Genomic DNA, 23,423 nt, shown 5'->3' with positions numbered 1-23,423 from the left:
GTTACTCTCCCCAGATGTCGCGGATTTGCGAATGGAATGCCTGTGCCACCTGCGGCGGATTATCGGCGCCTGCCAGCGCGCGCCCGGCAATGAAGGCTTTGACGTTGATCTGCTTAAACAGCGACAGGTCAGCGGGGGTGATACCGCCAGTTATAGAAAGCTGCAAACCGATATCGGACAGCGCCTTCATTTTGCTGAGATCCGCCTCACCCCACTGCTGGCCGCTGGCCTGTGCGTCGCGCCCGCGGTGGTAAATCGCCTGCTTCACCCCGATGCGATGCCACGCGCGCGCGTCGTCCAGCGTCCAGTTGCCAAACAGCTCCATCTGGATCTCGCCGCCGCCGCGCAGTGCGACCTCGTGGCCACGTTCAACGGTGGCCAGCGGGGCGGCACAGATGATGGTCATCCAGTTTGCGCCTGCGCCAAACGCCTGATCAGCCAGCGTTTCTCCGGCATCGGCGACTTTCCAGTCCGCCACGATAATTTTATCCGGACACTGCGCACGCAGGGCGCGAACGGCGTTTAGCCCTTCGGTCAGGCACAGGATGGTGCCGGCTTCGACGATGTCGACGTGATCGGAAAGCGTCGCGACATCGCGCTGCGCGGCCTGAAGCGAGGTGTGGTCGAGCGCCAGCTGCAATAATGGTCGGCTCATAGGTCGTACTCCTTAACACGGGCGTGATAGCCCTGTAATGCTGAAATCAGTAGCTGGTAACGGTGATATTTGCGCTGGTAGGCGGCATGGGCACGCATGTCAGGTTCAATCATCCGGATGTCATGCCTGAGGGCGCGCTGAGCGGCGTAAAAATCGGGATAAAGGCCTGTACCGACGAGCGCGGCCAGCGCCGCACCGGAACAGCCGGTCTCTTCCACCTGCGGGAGTTCAATCGCCAGGCCGCTGACGTCTGCGAGCATCTGCATCCACACGTCCGAATGGGTTGCGCCGCCCGTCACACGCAAGGCCTGCACATGGGGAAAGCGTTCGAGCATACGGTTGAGGTGGGTCATGTGGCTGAATACCACCCCTTCATAAACCGCCTGGAGGAGGTGCGCGCGGGTATGCAGCGCCTGCAAGCCATAGAAGCCGCTGGTCATCTCCAGCCCGGCGTTGCTGCCGTAGAGGAAAGGCAGGAAGAACACATCGCTTTCAGCTTTTGGCAGGCTGGCCACGGCGTGGTTAATCTCATCGAATGACATATCGCCCCATTGGGCCGTCAGCCATTCCAGGTTGCCGGACGACGTGGGGCTGGCTTCATGAACGATGAACTGCTGCGGATGGACGTAGCGGCCATAGACGTAGGGGAAAGGCTCGTTGTCGCGGATGCCGTGGGCAATCCCACTGGTTACGGCCCAGGTCCCCATTACGGCATTCAGCGTATGTTCGTCATGCAGCCCGGCGCAGATCGCGGTGGAAACCACATCAAACAGTCCACCAACGACGGGAGTACCCGCCGTGAGACCGGTCAGTGCGGCTGCCTGAGCGGTGATTTCCCCGCAAATTTCTGCTGAACCGATAATAGGCGGCAGGGCACCGTCAATGTCGCTGATGCCGAGCCAGCGCGTGAGCTGCGGATCGTACTGCCCGGTATTCATGTTGTAGAGATTGGATTCCGAGATGTTGCTCTCTTCGCAGCCTTTGACCCCGGTCAGACACCAGCGCAGGTAATCGTGCGCCATCATCACGCTGCCAATTTGCTGATACCGCTGCGGCTCGTTCTCTTTAACCCAGCGCAGGAGTGAGGCCGGATGCCCCGTCCACAGCGTCTGGCGAGTATGCGGATAGAGCTTTTCGGGTATACCGTCCTGCTGCCAGCGTTGTACGATCTCCAGCGCACGGCGATCGGAGGAGAGTATGGCGTTACCCAGGGGGCGATCCTGTTTATCGAGCAGAAACAGCCCCTTGCCCTGTGCTGAAATGCCAACGCCTTTGATCTCACCGCCGTCAGCGCCTGAATTTTTGAGCAGCAGGGCGACGGTTTTGTGGCAGTGCTGCCAGAGCTGGTGCATATCCCGCTCGGCGTAGCCGGCGCGGGGGCTGAGCGTGGCCACTGAGCGGCGTTCAATACAGACTTCTTTGCCCTGGCTGTTGTATAAACCGGCTTTCAGATAAGTACCGCCACAATCGATACCCAGCCAGAAGGGCTCTTTTTCACTCATCTTCTTCTCGCTTAATTGCCGGGTGGCGCTTCGCTTACCCGGCCTACGGTTTGGTTTAGTGGGTCAGGTGAGGGCCTCAGGCCGCACGTTTATGTGGAGTCACCGTGGGGTTGGGCTCTGCTCCGGCATCGCATTTCGCCGGTAACAGCAGGGCCAGCAGCGATGCCAGCGCCAGCGAAACTGCCAGGCAGTAAACGCCTGCGTCTTTGCTGTACAGGGTGATCAGTACGCCTACCGCATAAGGACCGCAGAACCCGCCGAGGTTGCCCAGGGCATTAATCACGCCGCGAGCGCCACCCGCCATCTCAGCGCTGAACAGACGCGCCGGTATGGTCCAGAACACCCCCGCTGCGGATTGCAGGAAGAAGCCACAGCCCACCAGCGCGGCATAGGCCAGCCAGGTGTGCTCTTTCAGCGCCACGGAGAGGAACATGCAGAGCGCAAAGCCAATCAATGGCAGGGAGACAAACAGCTTGCGCTTGCCGGTGCGGTCAGAGAGCGTAGAGAACAGGAACATGCCGGCAATGGCGCCGATGTAAGGCAGAATGGCGAGCATTCCCACCTGGCCGATGCTGGTGTGCGTCAGTTCTTTCAGAATGGTGGGCAGCCAGAGGGTGTAACCGTAAATGCCAGTTTGGTAGAAGAAGTTGAGGGCGATCAGCTGCCACATGGTTTTGTCAGACAGCACCGCGCTGAGCGAGGCGTTTTTCACCTCTTTACCCGCAATGGCCTGCTGCTCTGCCGCCAGCGTTTGTACCAGGTAGTTTTTCTCGGCCTCAGAGATCCAGCGTGCTTCCTGCGGCCGGTCATAGACGGTGAACGCCCACAGCACCAGCACAACAACGGACATCAGACCTTCAATAATGAACAGCCAGCGCCAGTCGAGAGCGGTAATAATCCAGCCCGACAGCGGGGCGGTGATGATCCCGGCGATGGGCACGAACATGATCACAATCGCGTTGGCGCGGCCGCGCTCGGCATCCGGGAACCAGTTACTGATCATCGTGAGCACAACGGGCAGCATCCCACCTTCCGCCACGCCGAGTAAGAAGCGCAGTACCAGCAGCTGATACTGGTTGGTCACAAGCCCGGTCAGAACCGAGATCACCGCCCAGGCAACCAGCGACCAGCCGATAAACTTCTTACCGCTGCCGTGCACGGCAATTTTGCCGCCGGGAACTTGCAGGAACAAATAGCCGATAAAAAAGATCCCCCCCGCCAGGCCCGCCATCGTGGCGGAAATGCCCAGCTCTTCATCCATACCGCCGGGCATCGCAAAGGCAATATTTACGCGGTCCATATAGGAAATAATGCAGGCGATAAGAATAGGGGGAATGATCCTTAGCCAGCGCTGGCGCGGAATGTCCGCGTGTAGAGCATTAGAAGAAATATTCATAGTTAATATCTCAGTGAAGGTAACCGGAAAATGTATTCTTTATTTTTATTGTGACGCTTTATTCATAGCGCTAATGCCGTCGCGCAAAATAGCGATGCGATGGCTGACGTCAGCATTAGCATTTATTTCCAGTAATTTAATACCGGAGAATTTCAATGTTGCGGCGCTCGCCGCAGTAAATAGCGTTTTTACATGTTCAGCGGACATGAGACTGTCGGCGCAGAACGAAGAAAACGGCGCGTGCAGATCCTGCCATTCTCCGTACTCACCATGAGCAGTCGTGCCCGAAAACATCAGCGCCCCCAGTTTCCCGGCAGCGAGTGCCGCCTGAACATGTTCCAGTGGAAGGGTGGTATTGCGACCTTCGATAGCCGAACGTGCCCAGTTGATACAGACGCTGATATCGGTCTCTTTCACTACCTCCAGCACCTGCTCTAAGGGCAAGAACCCTTTACGCGGCGCCGGGCCATTCATCGCATCACAGTGTTCCAGCACCAGATCGCAGCCCCAGTCCCAGCTCGCGATTTCCCGTACTGAGCGGGAGAATGCTTCTGTCGCTTGCTCGACAGAATCATTACCCGCCTGCGGTGCGGCCTGCATTTCCAGAGCGATCACTTTCCCGGGAAAGCGGGTATTAACGGCATCAATCTTTTGATGCAGATGGCGGTAATATTCAATGCACGCTTTACGCTGTTCTTCGTCCGCGGATGCCAGGCCAAACGCGCCGTTGCTGCCGCGGCGGCGCATGGTTTCCATAACGGCTGTGACAACGATCTGCCAGTCGCCCGGCGTATGACGAAACAGCCATTCATCACCAAACGGATGGAGGTTTTCAAGGCAAGGTTGTTCCAGCCCGCGAATATTTGGCGTGTCGGAAAGTTCCCGCCAGAAGGCGTGTTCTTCCTGCTCCCCTTTCTGGTGAAACGACGGTGCGCAGGGGTACGCACCAATAATAAAACCGGTGTTGGTCATTTCGCATTCCTGTATTTATCAGAAAATTAATCTAATTCGCTGATGGCCACTTTCACCACAATTTTACGAATTGCGGATCCCTTGTTTTTAATACAGGCAGGACGGTGAACATCCTGCGGGAAAAATATGGCGTAACTGCCAGGTATCATTTCGATAAACGACTCATGTTCGCTGTCGTGATAAAAAATAATATCCCGTTGCTCCAGCAATGATTCGCTGATTTTGTTATTCCCGGTATCAATAGCAATACCAATTTTTTCTTCGCCCCAGGCCAGAAACTGGATATCCAGATAGCGGCGATGGACTTCAGGGCGGTTCTCGTGCTGTTCCTTTGTGGTGAGGTCGAGAACCTGGGCAAAAATGTTGCGGCCTTCAATTTCGATCACGCCCGGTGCCAGGGTGGTGAAGTCCGTGGTACGCAGAAAATGAAGCGCCTTTTCAATCGCCAGCGGCAGGCGACATGGATTTGGCTGTGCAATATGTCCGAATATCATGACCCACTCCTTACAGAGACTGGATTTTCGCCCACACGCTGTCGTCAACCGTGATGCCGTTGCGGCGGTTCTCCTCCAGCAGGCGTGTGAACTCATGGCCTGGCAGACGGACGGCGACGTTTTCATCAGCGCGTTCTGCGGTGGTGATGAAGTCCATAATGCGCTGTAGTTTGGCATCGCGGGTTGGACCGTCGATCAGGCGATCCACTTCGATGGCGATAAAGATCTGCGATACGCCGTATTCGTCGCTGTTGTCCTGGGTCACTTCCGCGACGGACGCGCCGTCAGAGAGCAGGGTGGCGATCATGTCGAGCACAATCGATAAGCCAGAACCTTTCCAGTAGCCCATGGGCAGAATGCGACGGTTTTTCTCAATCACGCCCGGCTCTCTGGTCAGATTGCCTTCATCGTCAAAGCCGCCGTCGACCGGTAATTCGCGTCCGGCCAGGCGATTCACCTCCAGCATGCCGTAGGAGAACATCGACATCGACATATCGACCATGGTGATTGGATTCGACGGGATAGCTACGATCAGCGGGTTTGTGCCGATGCAGCATTCTTTTGATCCCCACGCGGGCATCACGGCAATAGAGTTGGTCCAGCAGATGCCGATATAGCCTTTCTCCGCCGCCTGCCAGCCGTAGCTGCCGCCGCGCATCCAGTGGTTAGCGTTACGCAGCGCCACCAGGCCGATACCGTGATCGGACGCCAGCTCGGTAGCACGGTCCATCATCTTCTTTGCCGTCAGGTTGCCGATGGAACGCTGGGCATCCCACTGTTCGATGGCGCCTAATGTCGTTACGCGTTTCGGCTGGGCGTCAGGGATGATGTCGCCTGCGTCAAGCTGCTGAATAAATCGCGGGAAGCGGTTGACGCCATGCGAATAAACGCCGGACTCCGTGGTGCGGGCGAACATCTCGGCGCAGGCGTCAGCGGTATCCGCTTTTACACCGCGATCGAGCAGAACCCGATTGAACGCCGCTTTCAACTCTTCGAAGGTCACTTTCATCCCTGTTCTCCTGTTTTTCTAGGGGCAAGTGCGAGTGCTTTTTTATCGCTAAATTTCACTATACGAAATCTGATTTCAAATATAACGATCAAATTTTGTCAGATCAACGACATTCACGTTTTTCAAAATCGATTAAAATCAAATGGTTGTGTTTTTTCTGTTGAGATCGTGAACTAAACCACACTTTGCGCTACCATCAGGGCGCGATAAACAGGAGCCATTTGATGAGCATAAAAGAGAGCGAAATGACGCAAGAAAAAGAGAGGCCAGCAGGTAGCCAGAGCTTGTTTCGCGGCCTGATGCTGATTGAAATCCTCAGTAACTATCCGAACGGGTGTCCGCTTGCGCATTTATCAGAACTGGCGGGGCTGAATAAAAGCACCGTGCACCGGTTATTGCAGGGGTTGCAGTCGTGCGGGTACGTGACGCCGGCACCGGCGGCAGGGAGCTATCGTCTGACCACCAAATTTATCGCCGTCGGGCAAAAGGCGCTTTCATCGCTCAATATTATTCACGTGGCGGCGCCGCACCTCGAGGCGCTGAACATTGCCACCGGCGAAACGGTCAACTTCTCCAGCCGTGAAGATGACCACGCGATCCTGATTTATAAGCTTGAGCCGACAACCGGTATGCTGCGCACGCGCGCATATATCGGCCAGCACATGCCGCTCTATTGTTCTGCGATGGGCAAAATCTATATGGCGTTTGGCCATCAGGATTACGTGGCGAGCTACTGGGAAAGCCACCAGGAACAGATCCAACCTTTGACCCGCAACACCATCACCGAACTGAGCGCGATGTATGATGAGCTGGCGGAAATTCGCGATCACAGTATGGCGATGGATAAAGAAGAGAACGAGCTGGGTGTGTCATGTATCGCCGTGCCGGTCTTTGATATTCACGGGCGCGTGCCCTATGCCATCTCCATTTCGCTGTCGACGTCGCGCATGAAGCAGGTGGGTGAGAAAAACTTGCTAAAACCGCTGCGTGACACGGCGGAAGCTATCTCGAAAGAACTGGGGTTTAACGTGCGCGAGGCGTAACTGATGAACCGATTTATTCTGACGGATCCAGAAAAATGTATCGGGTGCCGCACCTGTGAGGTGGCGTGCATGATGTCGCATCAAAGCAGCGCCACGCCAGAAGCGTTTACGTCACGGATCCGCGTGGTTAAGGGGGGAACCTTCACTACGGCGGTGGGCTGCCACCAGTGTGAAGATGCGCCCTGCGCGAATGTCTGCCCGACGGGGGCCATTCACCGCGCTGCGGGAGCCTGGCTCGTTGAGCAGGCTCGCTGTATCGGCTGCAAAAGCTGTATGGTGGCGTGCCCGTTCGGGGCAATGCAGGTTCGGGTCGTGGAAGATCGCGTTCAGGCGCTGAAATGTGATTTGTGCGCGCATCGCGAGGGCGGTCCCGCCTGCGTCGAAGCCTGTCCCACCCACGCGCTGCGCTGCATAGACCCCGCCAGATTACGCGCGGAACGGCTGCGTAATCTGGCCTGAGGTTTTATTAACCGGCCTCGCGCCAGGCGTTCTCAATCTCTTCGGCGAGAATTTTCACACCCGCTTCGATTTTTTCCGGGTCCGGGACGTAGTTCATGCGCATGCACTGGTGCGTGTGCGGCCACGGCTTATCCAGCCCCGGGAAGAAGTAATCCCCTGGCACCATCAGTACGCCACGTTTTTTCAGACGCTGATAAAGCAGCTCTGTCGTAATGGGCAGATCCTTAAACCACAGCCACAGGAAAATTGCCCCTTCCGGTTTATGGATCAGGCAGCGTTCTTCGGGTAAGTAGCGGCGAAGGATGGCGATAGTTTCCTGAACGCGCTGAGAGTAAAACGGCTTAATCACCTCATTCGACAGGCGCAGCAGGTCGTTACGCCTGATCATCTCGCACATCATCGCCGGGCCGATGCCGCCAGGGGAAAGGCTGATAATGCCGTTCATGTTGGTAATGGCGGTGATGATTTTCTCGTTAGCAATGATAATGCCGCAACGACTGCCCGGCAGGCCCAGCTTGGAGAGGCTCATGCAGAGGATGATATTCGGGTTCCATAGCGGACGCGCTTCGCTGAAGATGATCCCCGGGAACGGTACGCCATAGGCGTTATCGATCACCAGCGGGATGCCGTGCTGATTCGCCAGCGCATCCAGCTTCATCAGCTCGTCGTCGGTGATCACGTTGCCCGTCGGGTTGGTGGGACGTGATACACAGATCATGCCCGTCTCTTCACCGATATGCAGATGTTCAAAATCGACGTGGTATTTGAACTGGCCCTCTGGCAGCAACTCGATATTCGGACGTGCGGAAACAAACAGGTCTTCTTCGAGGCCGGCATCGGCATAGCCGATATACTCCGGTGCCAGCGGGAACAGCACTTTTTTCGTGGTGCCGTCGGCGCGGCGTCCGGCGAACAGATTGAATAAGTAGAAAAACGCGCTCTGACTGCCGTTTGTCAGTGCAATATTCTGTGGTTCGATATCCCAACCCAGCGCTTCCCGCAGCATTGCCGCCAGAAGCGTCAGTAGTTCTGTTTTACCCTGAGGGCCGTCGTAATTACATAGCGCATCGGTTGCTTTACCGTTTTCCAGCATCTCTGCCAGCAGCGTCTGGAAGTAGGTGTTCATCTCCGGAATTTGAGCCGGGTTTCCGCCGCCAAGCATGATAGCGCCTGGGGTGCGCAGCCCGTCGTTGAGGTCCTCCATCAGGCGGGTAATGCCTGAATGGCGGGTAAATTTGTCGCCGAATAGTGAAAACGTCATAGCAGGTGATCTGTCGGGCTTAGTATGAAAGGCAGTAACCATAACGCCAGCACCGTGTTGGTGCAAATCGGCGGATGTGGTCGGATTTGTTGTTTTATGTGGCGGGTTTGTATTTGTGTGGTGAATTGTTCTGGTGAATGCCCCTCACCCCGGCCCTCTCCCCCTGGGGCTGAGAGTTCCCCACAAAATAATGCCTGCACAGACGGCCCCTCTCCCTTGAGGGAGAGGGCTTGGGTGAGGGGGAACATACGGCTCTGGTGGTCATTCCGTTCACGTTATGTTCCTTGCTACTCTGTCACGACATAACCGGTGAACGTGCCAGGGTGGCTCAGTCGCCACCACCCTGGCGACCCGGGCTTCCGGCGGTAAATCGCCGCTTCGCGGTGCCTTCGGCTTATTCCTTCCGGCTTATCGGGGACGGGCGGAGGTAACATCCCTGTAAAGCCCGCCCTCTCGGCGCATCCCTGCGCCTCGCCCCGGCCTACAGGAAACGCCTCAGCGATTTACAGCCGGACCGAGGCATCGCTGAAAGCCCTCAGTTATTCTGAGGCAACGTTATCGCTTTTGCTTTCAAATTACTGGGGATCCCTCAGCCCCTGGGGAGAGGGTTAGGGTGAGGGGGTCTATTGATTACCCGCCCACACCACCATCACCTTATCGCCCTTGTGCTCGCGCACAAAGCCGTAGCCTTCTTTCAGTGACAGCGTGGTTTGCTTGCCTTCACCCACCGCCGGATGACGGGCGCGGAACTGCCCCAGAAGCTGCCAGTGGGCGACAGTTAACGCCTGTTTACCCGTGACGTCCTGCCAGTTCATATCCGAACGGGTTCCCTGTAGCGGATCGGAGCCCGTCGGGCCGAATGGACGCTCGGATTCATCGCCGTAATAGATCTGCACGCTTCCCGGCGCCAGCAGCAGTAACTCAGCGGCGCGCTGGCCCCCTTCACGGAACAGACGCGTATCGTGGGAGGAGAGATAGCTCAGCACATTAAAACTTTGCAGCTTTTCTGCCATTTGCTGCCAGGTCAAATCCATATCGGCCAGGCAGTCCACCGCTTTCGCCGCCTGCTCCTGATAGTCAAAGTTGATCATCGCATCGAAGCCGTGGCGGTAATAATCGCTCTGCATCACGCCGTGGCCCCAGGATTCACCGGTCATCCAGAATGGCGCATTGTCGAGTTTTTTGTCCGGGTTAGCGGCTTTCCACGCGGCCAGCGCCTGGCTGGCCTGGTTTTTCAGTTGCTGCCAGGCTTCAGGCTCAACGTGCTTAGCGGTATCGACCCGGAAGCCGTCGATGCCGTAGTCACGTACCCACTGACTGAGCCAGTGAGTCAGGTAATCTCGCGGCGTGAAATTCGTCATCACTTTCGCGTTGGTGTCGGGCTTGTGTTGATAAAAGTTCGGCAAACCTGACGGGATCTTGGATTCCGTTTTCAGATCCGGCAGGAAGGCCAGCGACATGGTCAGATCGTCAAAGCCCGGGTTGTCATAATCACCGATATCGGTACGGATCCATTTTTTACCCCACCATTTTTCCCATGCGGCTTTGTCACTGAAGTTGATGTAATCGTTGAAGCTGTGCCAGCTTTGACCAGCGCCTGGCTTCCAGTCAGTCCAGCGCTCGCCGAGGGTTTTTTTCAGTTCATCGCCCTGCAAATAGAGCGCGCCGAACTGATACTCCTGCATATCTGCAAGCGTCGCATAACCCGCGTGGTTCATGACAATGTCAAACAGGACACGGATACCGCGCCTGTGCGCGTCGTCGACGAGCTGGCGTAAATCCTCTTCGTTGCCCATGTTGGCGTCGAGTTTCGTCCAGTCCTGGGTGTAATAGCCGTGATAGGCGTAGTGGGGGAAATCACCTTTGGTGCCGCCGCCAACCCAGCCGTGGATCTGCTCCAGCGGTGAGCTTATCCAGAGCGCATTCACGCCCAGTTGCTGAAGGTAATCCAGTTTGCTGGTAAGCCCTTTCAGATCGCCGCCGTGGAAAGTACCAATCTCCTGCATACCGTCTTTATGACGGCCATAGCTGTTGTCGTTGGTGGGGTCGCCATTCACGAAGCGATCGGTCAGCACGAAATAGACGGTGGCGTTTTGCCAGCTGAACGGCGCGGGTTTGTCCGTCTCGGCGCGCTCAAGCAGCAGCAGGCCATTACTGTTGGCGGCTGGCTGAAGAGTCACTTTGCCATTTTGAACGGTCGCGGTCTGTTTGCTGTAAAAATCACGCACTACCGTGCCTTCCGGGAAGGTGTTAACGACGTCGATCGTCAGCGGTTTGCCGTCCCACTTCGGGCACTGGCGGGTGACGTTTGCGACAGGCTGTGGCGCCGCACTTTGCACCGTCAACATCAGCGTCGGCGTTCCAGAGCGCGTATCAATACGCATCTGGTAAACGCCGTCACGGAATAACCGCCACTGCGGTGGGGCGCCTTCGCACGGTTTGAGCGACAGCATCTCGTTGAGCTTAATGGCACCTGTCGGCTGCCAGCACGCGTTGTCAAGACTCAACGTCAGCGGGCGGGTACCCTTCGCAAGCGTTGCCTGGCTGGTAAAGACGCCGGTACCTTCAGCGCTAAACGCGTTAAATCCCGGCGATGACCAGTCGGCATGCGCGAATGCGGGTAACATCAGAACAGCTAATGCAGTGCGTTTCATTCCATTTTCCTGTCGCGGCATTTTTGACCAGTGTGCCACTCGGCTCAGGGGAAAAACTCCTCCTCTGAGGCTTTCTGCCAGGAGGACGCGAAGGGATGAGTGATCCCGCGCAAAATTAGGCAGTTATCTGCGATATCGCGCACATTTTTCCAGTATTGCTGTTTTAATGAGCATGTTCCGGATGACATAGTTTCGGAATTGGACTATTTGTATACGTGCTCTTGAGGACTATTTTTGGTATGATTTGAGATTCCGCTCTCAAATTTTTGAAGAAAATAAGGTGTTGGAATGTTTATATCCGACCAGGAGACCTAATGATATCGACTCCCATTCGACGATATGGGGCCGCGATACTCATGTTACTCACCATGGCATTTTCAGGTGAGGTGCTTGCAAAGACGCACGCGGATACAACGAGTAAGAAAGCCCACGTAATAAAGACGACAAGCAGTAAGGTTAGCAGTAAACAAGAGTATTCTCGCAATAGTGCAAAGAGTAGTTCACTTCCTGATTTGCGAAAATACCCTTCCGGGACACCAAGGAAAAAAGCGTTTCTCCGGACGGTAATGCCTTACATTAAAAGTCAAAATGCCGCGATTACTGCGGATCGTAACTGGCTGATCTCCAAACAGTACGATAGCCGCTGGTCGCCGTCTGAGCGCACTCGCCTGAAAGACATCGCCAAACGCTATAAAGTGAAGTGGAGCGGGAACACGCGTCGTGTGCCGTGGAACACTCTGTTAGAGCGTGTGGACATTATTCCAGGCAGTATGGTCGCGACAATGGCCGCCGCCGAAAGCGGTTGGGGCACCTCGAAGCTGGCGCGCAACAACAACAATCTGTTTGGCATGAAATGCGCAAAAGGTCGTTGTACTAATGCACCCGGCAAGGTGAAGGGCTATTCACAGTTTGAATCGGTGAAAGATTCCGTGAATGCCTATGTGGTGAACCTGAACACCCATCCGGCCTACTCCTCGTTCCGTAAGTCACGCGCTCAGCTGCGTAAGGCGGATCAGGAAGTAACGGCTACGGCGATGATCCACAAGCTGAAAGGTTATTCCACTCAGGGACAGCGTTATAACAATTACCTGTTCTCCATGTATCAGGATAACCAGCGTCTGATTGCCGCACATATGTAATGAAAAACGCCTTCCCCTGGAAGGCGTTCTTTTTTCTAGAGCAGGACTTCACTGTACCGTTCCCGGTACTCCTTCGGCGTGGTGTCATACTCTTTTCTGAACACCGAATAGAAATACTGAAGCGACGGATAGCCGCACATCTGTGAAATCTCGTTGATCGACAGCGAGGTGGAGATCAGCAGACTGCGCGCTTTCTCCAGCTTTTCCGCATGGATCACGGCGTGAATCGTCTCACCGACTTCCTCTTTGAACCGCTTCTCCAGATTCGAACGTGAAATGCCGACCGAATCGAGCACCTGATCGACCTTAATCCCTTTGCAGGCATGATTGCGAATGTAGTGCATCGCCTGAATCACGGCCGGATCGTTTAAGGAGCGGTAGTCAGTTGAGCGACGCTCGACCACGCGAACGGGCGGAACCAGCAGACGCTGGAGCGGCAGGGATTCGTTGTCTAACAGTCTGTGCAGCAGCTTTGCGGCCTGATAGCCCATCTGACGGGTACCCTGAGCCACGGATGAGAGCGCCACGCGCGACAGATAGCGCGTAAGCTCTTCGTTATCAATACCAATCACGCACAGCTTTTCAGGCACCGGAATATGCAAATGTTCGCACACCTGTAATACGTGGCGGGCGCGGGCGTCCGTCACGGCGATAATCCCTGTCTGGGGCGGCAGCGTTTGCAGCCAGTCAGCCAGGCGATTCTGTGCGTGCTGCCAGTTTTCTGGCGCGGTTTCCAGCCCCTGATAAACGACGCCGCGATACTTCTCCTGGGCAACCAGCTGGCAGAAGGCATATTCACGCTCCATCGCCCAGCGCTTTCCGCTGGTGGCGGGCAATCCGTAAAACGCAAAACGATGTACGCCTTTCTCCTTTAAATGGAGGAAGGCGGTCTCGACCAGAGCATGGTTATCCGTGGCGATGTAGTGTACGGGGGGGTAATGTTCCGGTGTATGGTAAGAGCCGCCAACGCCCACGATAGGTACGTCGACGCCACTCAGCAACTGTTCAATCACGGGGTCGTCAAAGTCAGCGATGACCCCGTCTCCCAGCCAGTCTTTGATGTTCTCCAGACGGGTACGGAAATCTTCTTCGATGAAAATATCCCATTCGGATTGCGACGCCTGCAAATATTCGCCAACCCCTTCAACCACCTGCCGGTCATAGGCTTTGTTGGCATTGAATAACAACGTAATGCGGTGACGCTTTTCAAACATGGCTCATATCCCAAATTAGTCACGATACTGTTATCAGGCGCGCCGCTTGGTGGCAGAGTCCATCCAGACTGCCAGCAAAAGAATGGCACCCTTGACGATATACTGCCAAAACGTCGGCACGTCCATCATACTCATCCCGTTATCCAGCGAAGCCATAATAAATGCGCCCATCACCGCCCCCGCCACGCTGCCAATGCCCCCGGCGAGGCTGGTCCCGCCAATCACGCAGGCGGCGATGGCGTCCAGCTCGGCAATATTACCCGCAGACGGGGAGCCCGCCCCCAGTCGCGAACTGAGGATCAGCCCCGCGATGGCCACCATCAGGCCGTTGATGGCAAAGACGGTGAGTTTCGTTCGCTCGACGTTGATACCAGATAAACGCGCGGCTTCCAGGTTGCCGCCGATGGCATAAATACGGCGACCGAATGCGGTACGTGTGGCCATAAACATTCCACCTAACAGCAACAGCGCCAGCAGCAGAACGGGTGTTGGGACGCCGCGATAATCGTTTAACAGCCAGATGGCGCCAAGCACAATCACCGCAGTAAGCGCCTGACGGCCGACAACCGAGGTTGAAGCAGGCGAGGCCAGCCCCAGCGCCTGGCGACGCATGCGTCCCCGCCATTGCCACGCGACAAACGCCATCAGCCCAACCACGCCGATCGTAAAACCGACGCCATCAGAGAGGTAGCTTTGGCCAATCTGGGACATTGAGGCGCTGGTCGGGGAGACGGTGGTGCCGTTGGTGATCCCAATCAGAATGCCGCGGAAGGCCAGCATTCCCGCTAAGGTGACGATAAACGACGGGACTTTACGGTAGGCCACCCACCAGCCATTCCACGCCCCCAGCAGCAGACCCAGCACCAGCGTGACCGCAATCGTCAGCGGCAGCGGCCAGCCGAGCCAGACGTCAAAAATTGCCGCCACGCCGCCGAGCAGACCCATCATCGACCCTACCGACAGGTCAATTTCCGCTGAGATAATCACAAAGACCATCCCCACCGCCAGGATCCCGGTGATGGCGGTCTGACGCAGCAGGTTAGAGACGTTACGTGCGCTCAAATAGGAGCCATCGGTCATCCAGGTAAAGAACAACATGATCACGATAATGGCGGCAATCATTACAAAAACTTGCAGATTCAGCGATTTAAGTCCTGCGAACGCACCGGGCGTCGGAACAGCGACTTTAATATCAGACGGGTTGCTTTTCGACATGGCGTTCGCTCCTTAAGGCAGCTTCCATCACCTGCTCTTGCGTCAGGTTCTGGTTGTTCAGGTTGGCTTTGAGTTTCCCTTCATGCATGACCAGCACGCGGTCGCTCAGCCCCAGCACTTCAGGCAATTCGGACGAGATAACAATGACGGCAATCCCTTGCTGCACAAGCTGGTTGATCAGCTTGTAGATTTCATACTTCGCGCCGATATCGATCCCGCGGGTGGGTTCGTCCAGAATTAAAATGCGCGGATTAAGCAGCAGGCAGCGCGCCAGAATCGCTTTCTGCTGGTTGCCGCCGCTCAGGCGTCCTATCGCCAGCTCCTGCGAGGAGGTTTTCACCTTGAGCCGGGCAAGCGACTGGAGAATACACTGCTGTTCTGCGGCATCATCCAGGCTGCTCAGCGCGCCGGAAAACTGGCTGAGCGCCGCCAGCGTGATATTTTTTCCCACCGCCATTACCGGCACGATGCCGTCTTTTTTGCGGTCTTCTGGCACCATGGCAATACCCTTAGCAATAGCCTGCTGGCAGTTGTCGATTTTTACCGGCTGACCGTCGATATAAATTTTGCCTTCCCAGCGCCCCGGCCAGACGCCAAAGAGACACTGCACGGCCTCGGTTCTTCCGGCACCCACTAAACCCGCAATGCCGAGAATTTCGCCGCGGTGCAGCGAGAAGGAGAGGTTATCCACGCGCTTGATATGGCGGTTAACGGGATGCCACGCCGTCAGGTTTTCCACGCGCAGGAGCTCTTCGCCGATGGTGTGCGGTTCGTTGGGATACAGCGCGGTGAGTTCGCGACCCACCATCATGGTTATGATGTCATCCTCGCTCATGCCTTCTGCTTCACGCGTGCCGATGTGCTGCCCGTCGCGGATGACGCAGATGGTGTCGGAAATGGCTTTCACCTCATTGAGCTTGTGCGAAATATAGATGCAGGCGATACCGTGGTTTTGCAGATCGCGGATGATATTGAGCAGAACGGCGGTTTCCTGTTCGGTGAGTGAAGCGGTTGGTTCGTCGAGGATCAACAGGCGCACCTGTTTGTTCAGCGCCTTGGCGATCTCCACCAGCTGCTGCTGGCCTAAACCTAAGTCGCCCACGCGCGTATCCGGTGAGATAGCCAGGCTCACCTGAGCCAGCAGTTTTTCGCAGCGCAGCGTCATGGTGTCGTAATCCAGTACGCCGTGGCGTGAGAGTTCGGCACCGAGAAAGATATTTTCCAGCACGGTAAGGTGCTTCACCAGCGCCAGCTCCTGGTGAATGATAGCGATGCCTTTACGTTCGGTATCGCGAATGTGCGTGGCCTGGAGCACCTCACCGGCAAAAACGATTTCGCCCTCGTAGCTGCCGTGCGGGTAGATCCCGCACAACACTTTCATCAGCGTAGATTTTCCCGAGCCATTTTCACCGCACAGCGACATCACTTCGCCGGGATTCAGCCGCAGGCTTACGTTATCGACTGCTTTCACCGCCCCGAAGGCTTTGGTGATGCTTTTCATTTCAAGTAAATAAGACATAACTGCTCCGCATAGCCCAACAGATGAACAGGGCAGGTCAATGCGCCCCTGCCGGGCAGGGGCTGCGCTGGATTACAGTTCACTCTTCTTATGGAAACCGTCTTTCACCACGGTGGCGTCAATATTCTCTTTGTTGACTTCGATAGGGGTAAGCAGGCGAGCAGGTACGTCTTTCAGGCCGTTATTTAACGTCGCGTCTGCTTTAGGTTGCTGGCCATTGCCCAGCTCAACGGCAATTTCGGCGGCCGTATTGGCAAGCTCGGTAATGGGCTTATACACCGTCATGGTCTGGGTACCCGCGATGATGCGTTTTACACCCGCAAGGTCGGCGTCCTGTCCGGAAATAGCGACTTTCCCGGCCAGTCCCTGCGCGCTCAGCGCCTGAATGGCGCCACCCGCAGTGGCATCGTTAGAGGCCACCACCGCATCGATTTTGTTGTTATTTGCGGTCAACGCGTTTTCCATAATTTTCAGCGCGTTTTCCGGTAACCAGCCGTCAGCCCACTGGTCGCCGACGACTTTAATTTTGCCCTCGTCGATATACGGCTTCAGCACTTTCATTTGTCCCTGGCGGAACAGTTTGGCGTTGTTATCCACAGGCGAGCCGCCCATCAGGAAATAATTTCCCTGAGGCACTTTTGCGACCAGGCTTTTAGCCTGTAATTCTCCCACCTTTTCATTGTCGAACGAAATATAATAATCAATATCGGCATTATTAATCATGCGGTCATAAGCCAGGACTTTTATCCCTTCCTGTTTCGCTTCTTTCACCACGTTGCTTAATACCTGGCCGTTATACGGGATAATGACCAGCACATCGACGCCACGGTTGATCATATTCTCGATTTGCGACATTTGCGTCTCTTCGTTGCCGTTAGCGGACTGAACGAACACCTCCGCGCCGAGAGATTCCGCTTTTTTAACAAATATATCGCGATCTTTTTGCCAGCGCTCCAGGCGTAAGTCATCAATCGCCATGCCGATTTTGACCTCTTTGGCATGTCCGGCAAAGCTTGCAAGCAGGAGAGTAGTGCAGAGCGTTAGGGTCAGGTTCTTTATCTTCATAATTATTAGGCCTTTTTGTAGGGGTATGTGTAGCTGAGATAAAAGAAACGTTCACTGCTGAGACGCAGCAAATTTTTAACGTGGAAAGGCCTGCTGGCAATTACAGATTTTTATCTTCTCATTACGATATTTGGTTTATTTCTGAATTTATGACCGCGATCGGATTTTAAAAAGCGTAACCTATTAATTACATTTGATTCTGGAATGCGCGCCGAAAAATAGTTTGTCTGCGCATTATTTTGCGAGCCAGCGCACAATTGCGCATTATCTCAATAGCAGTGTGAAATAACGTAATTGAGCAACCTCCAATGTCTATTCACTATTACTCCAGAAGCAAGACCACGCCGCATACCCTGATTATGGAGCTCAATATGCAAGCTTATTTCGACCAACTCGATCGCGTTCGTTTCGAAGGCACGAAAACGACCAATCCTTTAGCATTTCGTCACTACAACCCGGATGAGCTGGTGCTGGGTAAGCGCATGGAAGATCACTTGCGCTTTGCCGCCTGCTACTGGCACACCTTCTGCTGGAACGGTGCCGATATGTTCGGCGTGGGCTCTTTTGACCGTCCATGGCAACAGCCGGGCGAGGCCATTGAGCTGGCGAAGCGTAAAGCCGACGTCGCGTTCGAGTTCTTCCATAAGCTGAACGTGCCGTACTACTGTTTCCACGATGTGGACGTGTCGCCGGAAGGGGCATCGCTGAAAGAGTATCTGAACAATTTCGCGCAGATGGTCGACGTACTGGCTGAAAAACAGCAGCAAAGCTGCGTGAAGCTGCTCTGGGGTACGGCTAACTGCTTTACCAATCCTCGCTATGGCGCGGGTGCGGCAACCAACCCGGACCCGGAAGTCTTCAGCTGGGCGGCAACCCAGGTCGTGACCGCGATGAACGCCACGCATCAGCTGGGCGGTGAGAACTATGTACTCTGGGGCGGTCGTGAAGGCTATGAAACGCTGCTGAATACCGACCTGCGTCAGGAGCGTGAGCAGATTGGTCGCTTTATGCAGATGGTTGTGGACCACAAACACAAAATCGGTTTCCGCGGCACGCTGCTGATTGAGCCAAAACCACAGGAGCCAACCAAGCATCAGTATGATTATGATGTCGCCACCGTGTATGGCTTCCTGAAGCAGTTTGGTCTGGAAAAAGAGATCAAAGTGAATATTGAGGCTAACCACGCTACCCTGGCGGGCCACTCGTTCCATCACGAAATTGCCTCTGCGATTGCACTGGGCATCTTCGGCTCTGTCGATGCTAACCGTGGTGATCCACAGCTGGGCTGGGATACCGACCAGTTCCCGAACAGCGTGGAAGAGAATGCGCTGGTGATGTACGAGATCATCAAAGCGGGCGGTTTCACCACCGGCGGCCTGAACTTCGACGCCAAAGTGCGTCGCCAGAGCACCGACAAATACGATCTGTTCTACGGGCATATTGGCGCGATGGACACCATGGCGCTGGCGCTGAAAGTAGCGGCCCGTATGATTGAAGACGGTGAGCTGGATAAGCGCGTGGCGAAGCGCTACAGCGGCTGGAACAGTGAGCTGGGCCAGCAAATTTTGAAAGGTCAGTTATCGCTTGCGGAGATCGCGAAGTACGCTGAACAGCATCAGCTTGCGCCGCAGCATCAGAGCGGCCATCAGGAGCTGCTGGAAAACCTGGTCAATCACTACCTGTTCGATAAATAACAGCATCCAGGCCCGGTAAGCGCAGCGCCACCGGGCATTTCTGTCAAAGGAGTCACCACATGTATATCGGGATCGATCTTGGCACGTCGGGGGTGAAAGCCATCCTGTTAAGCGAGCAGGGCGATGTATTAGCCACGCAGACTGAAAAGTTGCAGGTTTCACGTCCGTATCCGCTATGGTCGGAACAAGATCCGGAGCAGTGGTGGCAGGCGACAGAGCGTGCGATGAAAGCCTTAGGCGAGCAGCACAGCCTGCGCGACGTGAAGGCGCTGGGCATTGCCGGGCAAATGCATGGCGCAACGTTGCTGGATAGTCAGCATCGCGTTCTGCGCCCGGCTATTCTCTGGAACGATGGCCGCTGTGCGGAAGAGTGCGCGATCCTTGAGGAGCGTGTGCCTGCGTCCCGCGAAATTACGGGCAACCTGATGATGCCCGGTTTTACCGCGCCAAAACTCCTGTGGGTGCAGCGTCATGAGCCTGAGATTTTTCGTCAGGTGGCGAAGGTTCTGTTGCCGAAAGACTACCTGCGTTTTCGCATGACGGGGGATTTTGCCAGCGACATGTCTGACGCCGCGGGCACGATGTGGCTCGACGTGGCGAAACGGGACTGGAGCGAGGCGATGCTGGATGCCTGCCAGCTGACGCGCGACCATATGCCTGCGCTGTTTGAAGGCAGTGAAATCACGGGCGCTTTGCAGCCTTCTGTTGCTGAACGCTGGAACATGCCAGCCGTACCTGTCGTCGCCGGCGGCGGCGATAATGCGGCGGGTGCGGTCGGCGTGGGGATGGTCGAGGCAGGGCAGGCCATGCTCTCGCTCGGCACTTCCGGCGTCTATTTTGCCGTCAGTGACGGGTATCGTAGCAACCCGGGAAGCGCCGTACACAGCTTCTGCCACGCGTTGCCGGGTAAATGGCATTTGATGTCGGTGATGCTGAGCGCGGCTTCCTGCCTTGACTGGGCGGCAAAGCTAACCGGAATGGCGGACGTCCCGGCGCTTATCACAGCGGCACAGCAGGCAGATGATAATGCCGGTGCGGTCTGGTTTTTACCGTACCTTTCCGGCGAGCGGACGCCGCATAACAACCCGGAAGCGAAAGGGGTGTTCTTCGGTCTTACCCATCAGCACGGCCCGGCAGAGCTTGCGCGCGCGGTGCTTGAAGGCGTTGGCTATGCTCTGGCGGACGGAATGGATGTCGTGCATGACTGTGGACTGACGCCATCCAGCATTACGTTAATTGGCGGCGGTGCACGAAGCAGCTACTGGCGGCAAATGCTTTCCGATATCAGCGGGTTGCAGCTGGACTATCGTACGGGAGGCGATGTCGGCCCGGCGCTCGGTGCGGCACGGCTGGCGCAAATTGCGCTGAACCCGGATAAACCACTGCACCAGCTTTTGCCCCAGCTGCCGCTTGAACGGCAGCATCGTCCTGATGCGAAAAATCATGCTCGCTATGCTGAAAGACGAGACGTGTTCCGCAAAATCTATCAGCAGCTTTTGCCGCTAATGTCATAAACAGGAGCCGGGTGGCGCTAACGCTTACCCGGCCTACCAGCCTTCAACCGGGTTAGCTTACAAACCTGCGCGTATCGATTCTTTGCAGCAACATTGACAGCAGCAGGCTGACAACCAGCGTAACGGTAAATATCCAGACAATATCCAGCACCGGCCAGCTTTTAAGCTCAACGCCGCGGGTGCGCAGGGCGTGGATCACCAGCGCGTGAAAACCGTAAATGCCCAGCGAGTGGCGAGAGATAAACCCCAGCACCGGAAGCGGGCGGGCATTCAGGGTGTTTTTAACCAGCGTCAGCAGAGAGATCGCGCAGATAAAGACCATCGGCCCGCAGTAGAGATACCAGGTATCGGCAAAGTTGCCGCGCCATTGCAGCTCATGCAGCGTCCCGCGAGAGATAATAAACACACCGACGAGAAACGCGGCTGCGCATAGCCAGTTTATTCCTCGCTTTTGCGTCTCCATCATGCCAATGGCGCGCCCCAGCATGCCGTACAGCACGTAATAAAACGTATCCCCGGTGATATAAAGGTTAACGGGCAGCCATTCAAAGCCATCAATTTTCTGTGAAACGGTATTCGGGTTGGCCACGATCCCGATTATTACCATCAAGGCCATCAGCATTTTACCGCTGACGTTTTTTACCTGAATTAACGGTGACACCAGATAGATAACGATTATCGCGAAGAAAAACCACAGATGATAGAACACTGGTTTTTGCAACAAGTTGAGCAGGGAACGTTCAGCGTTAATTGAAGTGAACAGGACGATATAGAGCAGCGAAATGGCGCTGTAAAACAGCAGACAGGAGACAATACGGATGAAATGTCTCGGCTGTGCGCTACGCTCGCCAAAAAAGAGAAAACCGGAAATCATAAAGAACAGCGGGACGCTCACGCGGGAGGCCGAGTTCAGAATATTGGCGACATCCCAGTTAACAGGGCTGATACTGTGCGCGTTCGTGACATACCAGGTCGTTGTGTGGATCATCACCACCATCAGACAGGCTATTCCCCGCAGGTTATCAATCCAGTTAATTTTTGACTGCATCAGTTCCTCTGTATTCCTGATAAAAAAAGTGTGACTGCGATTGTGTAAAACTTTTCCCTTGGAAAATTCTGAGTTTAGCCAGGCTAACTTGTAGGGAGCTGGCGAGATTCGCAGAATGACGGACTTTAATCTATAAACGTGTTGCTACTAAAAATAACAGCCACTGACCAGGGCGGTAATAAAAATGATGATGAAGCGTGGGGTGTCACTCTTTCTGCTGCTCTTATTAACAGGATGCAGTGCTTCTGAGGAGATACCTGTCCAAAAAGCGCAGCAGGGGAAAATGAGCCCGGAGCGTTCTCTGAATATGGAACAGCTGTGCAGGGATCAGGCGGCTCACCGCTATAATTCCGAAGCACAGAAAATTCATATAAACGGCTTCGAGCGCTTTCAGGGCAGCTATGAACTGAAAGGCTATACGGCGCGTAAAGAGGGCTTTGTCTGCTCTTTTGATGCAGACGGCCAGTTTTTACATCTCTCAATGCGTTAAATTGCTCGTATAAGCAGCAACCAGAGCCTTCGCAGGTTCTGGCTGTAGGGCTTATTCCCCAATTTTCCCTAAACAACCCCGTTTCGTACTGTATATCTTGCAGCCAGCGGGTATACTGATCCCTTCCATTTAAAACCACACGTATCCAGCACGAAATACTATGCAAAAGTTTGATACCAAGACCTTCCAGGGCCTGATCCTGACCTTACAGGATTACTGGGCTCGTCAGGGCTGCACCATTGTTCAACCTTTGGACATGGAAGTTGGCGCAGGCACCTCACACCCGATGACCAGCCTGCGCGCGTTAGGGCCAGAGCCAATGGCGACCGCCTATGTGCAGCCATCTCGTCGTCCGACCGATGGCCGTTACGGCGAAAACCCGAACCGTTTGCAGCACTACTATCAGTTCCAGGTGGTGATTAAGCCATCACCCGACAACATTCAGGAACTGTACCTCGGGTCACTGAAAGAGCTGGGTATGGATCCAACCATTCACGACATTCGTTTCGTGGAAGATAACTGGGAAAACCCAACGCTGGGTGCCTGGGGTCTGGGTTGGGAAGTGTGGCTGAACGGCATGGAAGTGACCCAGTTCACTTACTTCCAGCAGGTTGGCGGTCTGGAATGTAAACCGATTACCGGCGAAATCACCTATGGTCTGGAACGTCTGGCCATGTACATTCAGGGCGTAGACAGCGTTTACGACCTGGTCTGGAGCGACGGCCCGCTGGGTAAAACCACCTACGGCGACGTGTTCCATCAGAACGAAGTGGAGCAATCCACCTATAACTTCGAATACGCGGACGTGGACTTCCTGTTCACCTGCTTCGAGCAGTATGAGAAAGAAGCCCAGCAGCTGCTGGCGCTGGAGACTCCGCTGCCGCTGCCTGCCTACGAGCGTATTCTGAAGGCTGCCCACAGCTTCAACCTGCTGGATGCCCGCAAAGCGATCTCCGTGACTGAACGTCAGCGCTACATTCTGCGTATTCGTACCCTGACCAAAGCCGTTGCAGAAGCTTACTACGCGTCCCGTGAAGCCCTTGGCTTCCCGATGTGCAACCGAAACAAATAAGAGGCGGC

Annotated in this window: 20 protein-coding genes; 7 read left to right on the top strand and 13 right to left on the bottom strand. The window is 55.3% G+C overall.

Features of this window, described 5'->3' with window-relative positions; genetic code table 11:
* Position 1: 1 nt before the first annotated feature.
* From ulaD to yiaK, 6 genes are all read right to left on the bottom strand, one after another.
* Complete coding sequence (gene ulaD, locus ACQG0T_RS22290; protein ID WP_015572757.1) at positions 2-655, bottom strand: 3-keto-L-gulonate-6-phosphate decarboxylase UlaD; 654 nt, start codon at positions 653-655, stop codon at positions 2-4.
* Positions 652-2,157 (bottom strand): FGGY-family carbohydrate kinase, encoded by a 1,506-nt coding sequence (locus tag ACQG0T_RS22285; protein ID WP_064489864.1) that lies wholly within the window; start codon positions 2,155-2,157, stop codon positions 652-654. Before ACQG0T_RS22285 ends, ulaD begins: the two co-directional genes overlap by 4 nt.
* A gap of 76 nt (positions 2,158-2,233) precedes the next feature.
* Positions 2,234-3,553: an MFS transporter gene (locus tag ACQG0T_RS22280; protein ID WP_017693796.1), complete on the bottom strand. Its 1,320-nt coding sequence runs from the start codon at positions 3,551-3,553 to the stop codon at positions 2,234-2,236.
* Positions 3,554-3,598: 45 nt separating this feature from the next.
* A complete protein-coding gene (locus ACQG0T_RS22275) occupies positions 3,599-4,525 on the bottom strand; it encodes a DUF4862 family protein (RefSeq protein ID WP_064489863.1) in 927 nt (308 codons plus the stop codon).
* A 26-nt stretch (positions 4,526-4,551) separates the two neighbouring features.
* Entirely contained in the window at positions 4,552-5,019 is a 468-nt protein-coding gene (locus tag ACQG0T_RS22270; protein WP_064489862.1) for a YhcH/YjgK/YiaL family protein, read from the bottom strand.
* A gap of 10 nt (positions 5,020-5,029) precedes the next feature.
* Positions 5,030-6,028, bottom strand: a complete 999-nt coding sequence (gene yiaK, locus ACQG0T_RS22265; RefSeq protein ID WP_015572752.1) for a 3-dehydro-L-gulonate 2-dehydrogenase — start codon at positions 6,026-6,028, stop codon at positions 5,030-5,032.
* Between the two features lie 224 nt (positions 6,029-6,252).
* Between yiaK and yiaJ the strand changes: the two genes are divergently transcribed.
* Together yiaJ and ACQG0T_RS22255 are read left to right on the top strand one after the other, a co-directional pair.
* Positions 6,253-7,071, top strand: coding sequence for an IclR family transcriptional regulator YiaJ (gene yiaJ, locus ACQG0T_RS22260; protein ID WP_015572751.1), 819 nt, complete (start codon positions 6,253-6,255; stop codon positions 7,069-7,071).
* 3 nt (positions 7,072-7,074) lie between these two features.
* A complete protein-coding gene (locus ACQG0T_RS22255; protein ID WP_032620465.1) occupies positions 7,075-7,530 on the top strand; it encodes a 4Fe-4S dicluster domain-containing protein in 456 nt (151 codons plus the stop codon).
* A 7-nt stretch (positions 7,531-7,537) separates the two neighbouring features.
* On the opposite strand, the gene avtA is transcribed toward ACQG0T_RS22255, so the two are convergent.
* The gene (gene avtA, locus ACQG0T_RS22250) at positions 7,538-8,791 is read right to left on the bottom strand and encodes a valine--pyruvate transaminase (protein ID WP_015572749.1); all 1,254 of its coding nucleotides are present in this window, start codon (positions 8,789-8,791) and stop codon (positions 7,538-7,540) included.
* Positions 8,792-9,414: 623 nt separating this feature from the next.
* On the bottom strand, positions 9,415-11,445 hold the full coding sequence (locus ACQG0T_RS22245) for an alpha-amylase (protein ID WP_023295597.1): 2,031 nt from the start codon (positions 11,443-11,445) through the stop codon (positions 9,415-9,417).
* A 314-nt stretch (positions 11,446-11,759) separates the two neighbouring features.
* Here ACQG0T_RS22245 and ACQG0T_RS22240 point away from each other — a divergent pair, with 314 nt between their 5' ends.
* Positions 11,760-12,584, top strand: a complete 825-nt coding sequence (locus ACQG0T_RS22240) for a protein bax (protein WP_023295596.1) — start codon at positions 11,760-11,762, stop codon at positions 12,582-12,584.
* 35 nt (positions 12,585-12,619) lie between these two features.
* Here ACQG0T_RS22240 and xylR read toward each other — a convergent pair whose 3' ends face one another.
* The 4 genes from xylR to xylF form a co-directional block, all read right to left on the bottom strand.
* On the bottom strand, positions 12,620-13,798 hold the full coding sequence (gene xylR, locus ACQG0T_RS22235) for a D-xylose utilization transcriptional activator XylR (protein ID WP_003860152.1): 1,179 nt from the start codon (positions 13,796-13,798) through the stop codon (positions 12,620-12,622).
* A 33-nt stretch (positions 13,799-13,831) separates the two neighbouring features.
* Positions 13,832-15,013, bottom strand: a complete 1,182-nt coding sequence (gene xylH / locus ACQG0T_RS22230; protein ID WP_058685992.1) for a xylose ABC transporter permease XylH — start codon at positions 15,011-15,013, stop codon at positions 13,832-13,834.
* Positions 14,991-16,532: a xylose ABC transporter ATP-binding protein gene (locus ACQG0T_RS22225; protein WP_271040487.1), complete on the bottom strand. Its 1,542-nt coding sequence runs from the start codon at positions 16,530-16,532 to the stop codon at positions 14,991-14,993. The genes xylH and ACQG0T_RS22225 overlap by 23 nt, the downstream gene beginning before the upstream one ends.
* Before the next feature lie 72 nt (positions 16,533-16,604).
* On the bottom strand, positions 16,605-17,597 hold the full coding sequence (xylF, locus tag ACQG0T_RS22220) for a D-xylose ABC transporter substrate-binding protein (protein ID WP_006808602.1): 993 nt from the start codon (positions 17,595-17,597) through the stop codon (positions 16,605-16,607).
* A 371-nt stretch (positions 17,598-17,968) separates the two neighbouring features.
* On the opposite strand from xylF, the gene xylA reads away from it, so the two are divergent.
* Together xylA and xylB are read left to right on the top strand one after the other, a co-directional pair.
* The gene (xylA, locus tag ACQG0T_RS22215; protein WP_048220425.1) at positions 17,969-19,291 is read left to right on the top strand and encodes a xylose isomerase; all 1,323 of its coding nucleotides are present in this window, start codon (positions 17,969-17,971) and stop codon (positions 19,289-19,291) included.
* A gap of 59 nt (positions 19,292-19,350) precedes the next feature.
* Complete coding sequence (xylB, locus tag ACQG0T_RS22210; protein WP_032669007.1) at positions 19,351-20,805, top strand: xylulokinase; 1,455 nt, start codon at positions 19,351-19,353, stop codon at positions 20,803-20,805.
* A 52-nt stretch (positions 20,806-20,857) separates the two neighbouring features.
* On the opposite strand, the gene ACQG0T_RS22205 is transcribed toward xylB, so the two are convergent.
* On the bottom strand, positions 20,858-21,853 hold the full coding sequence (locus ACQG0T_RS22205) for an acyltransferase (protein WP_232959693.1): 996 nt from the start codon (positions 21,851-21,853) through the stop codon (positions 20,858-20,860).
* Between the two features lie 184 nt (positions 21,854-22,037).
* Between ACQG0T_RS22205 and ACQG0T_RS22200 the strand changes: the two genes are divergently transcribed.
* Positions 22,038-22,343 carry a YsaB family lipoprotein gene (locus ACQG0T_RS22200; RefSeq protein WP_017693801.1) on the top strand — a complete coding sequence of 102 codons (306 nt, stop codon included), beginning with the start codon at positions 22,038-22,040 and terminating at the stop codon, positions 22,341-22,343.
* Between the two features lie 160 nt (positions 22,344-22,503).
* Positions 22,504-23,415, top strand: a complete 912-nt coding sequence (gene glyQ / locus ACQG0T_RS22195; RefSeq protein WP_003860141.1) for a glycine--tRNA ligase subunit alpha — start codon at positions 22,504-22,506, stop codon at positions 23,413-23,415.
* Positions 23,416-23,423: the final 8 nt, after the last annotated feature.

The sequence above is a fragment of the Enterobacter cloacae complex sp. 302F9 genome (assembly GCF_050030335.1).
Taxonomy (GTDB): domain Bacteria; phylum Pseudomonadota; class Gammaproteobacteria; order Enterobacterales; family Enterobacteriaceae; genus Enterobacter; species Enterobacter hormaechei_C.
Note: the sequence above shows the minus strand (reverse complement) of the source record. Positions and strands in the feature narration are given on the sequence as shown.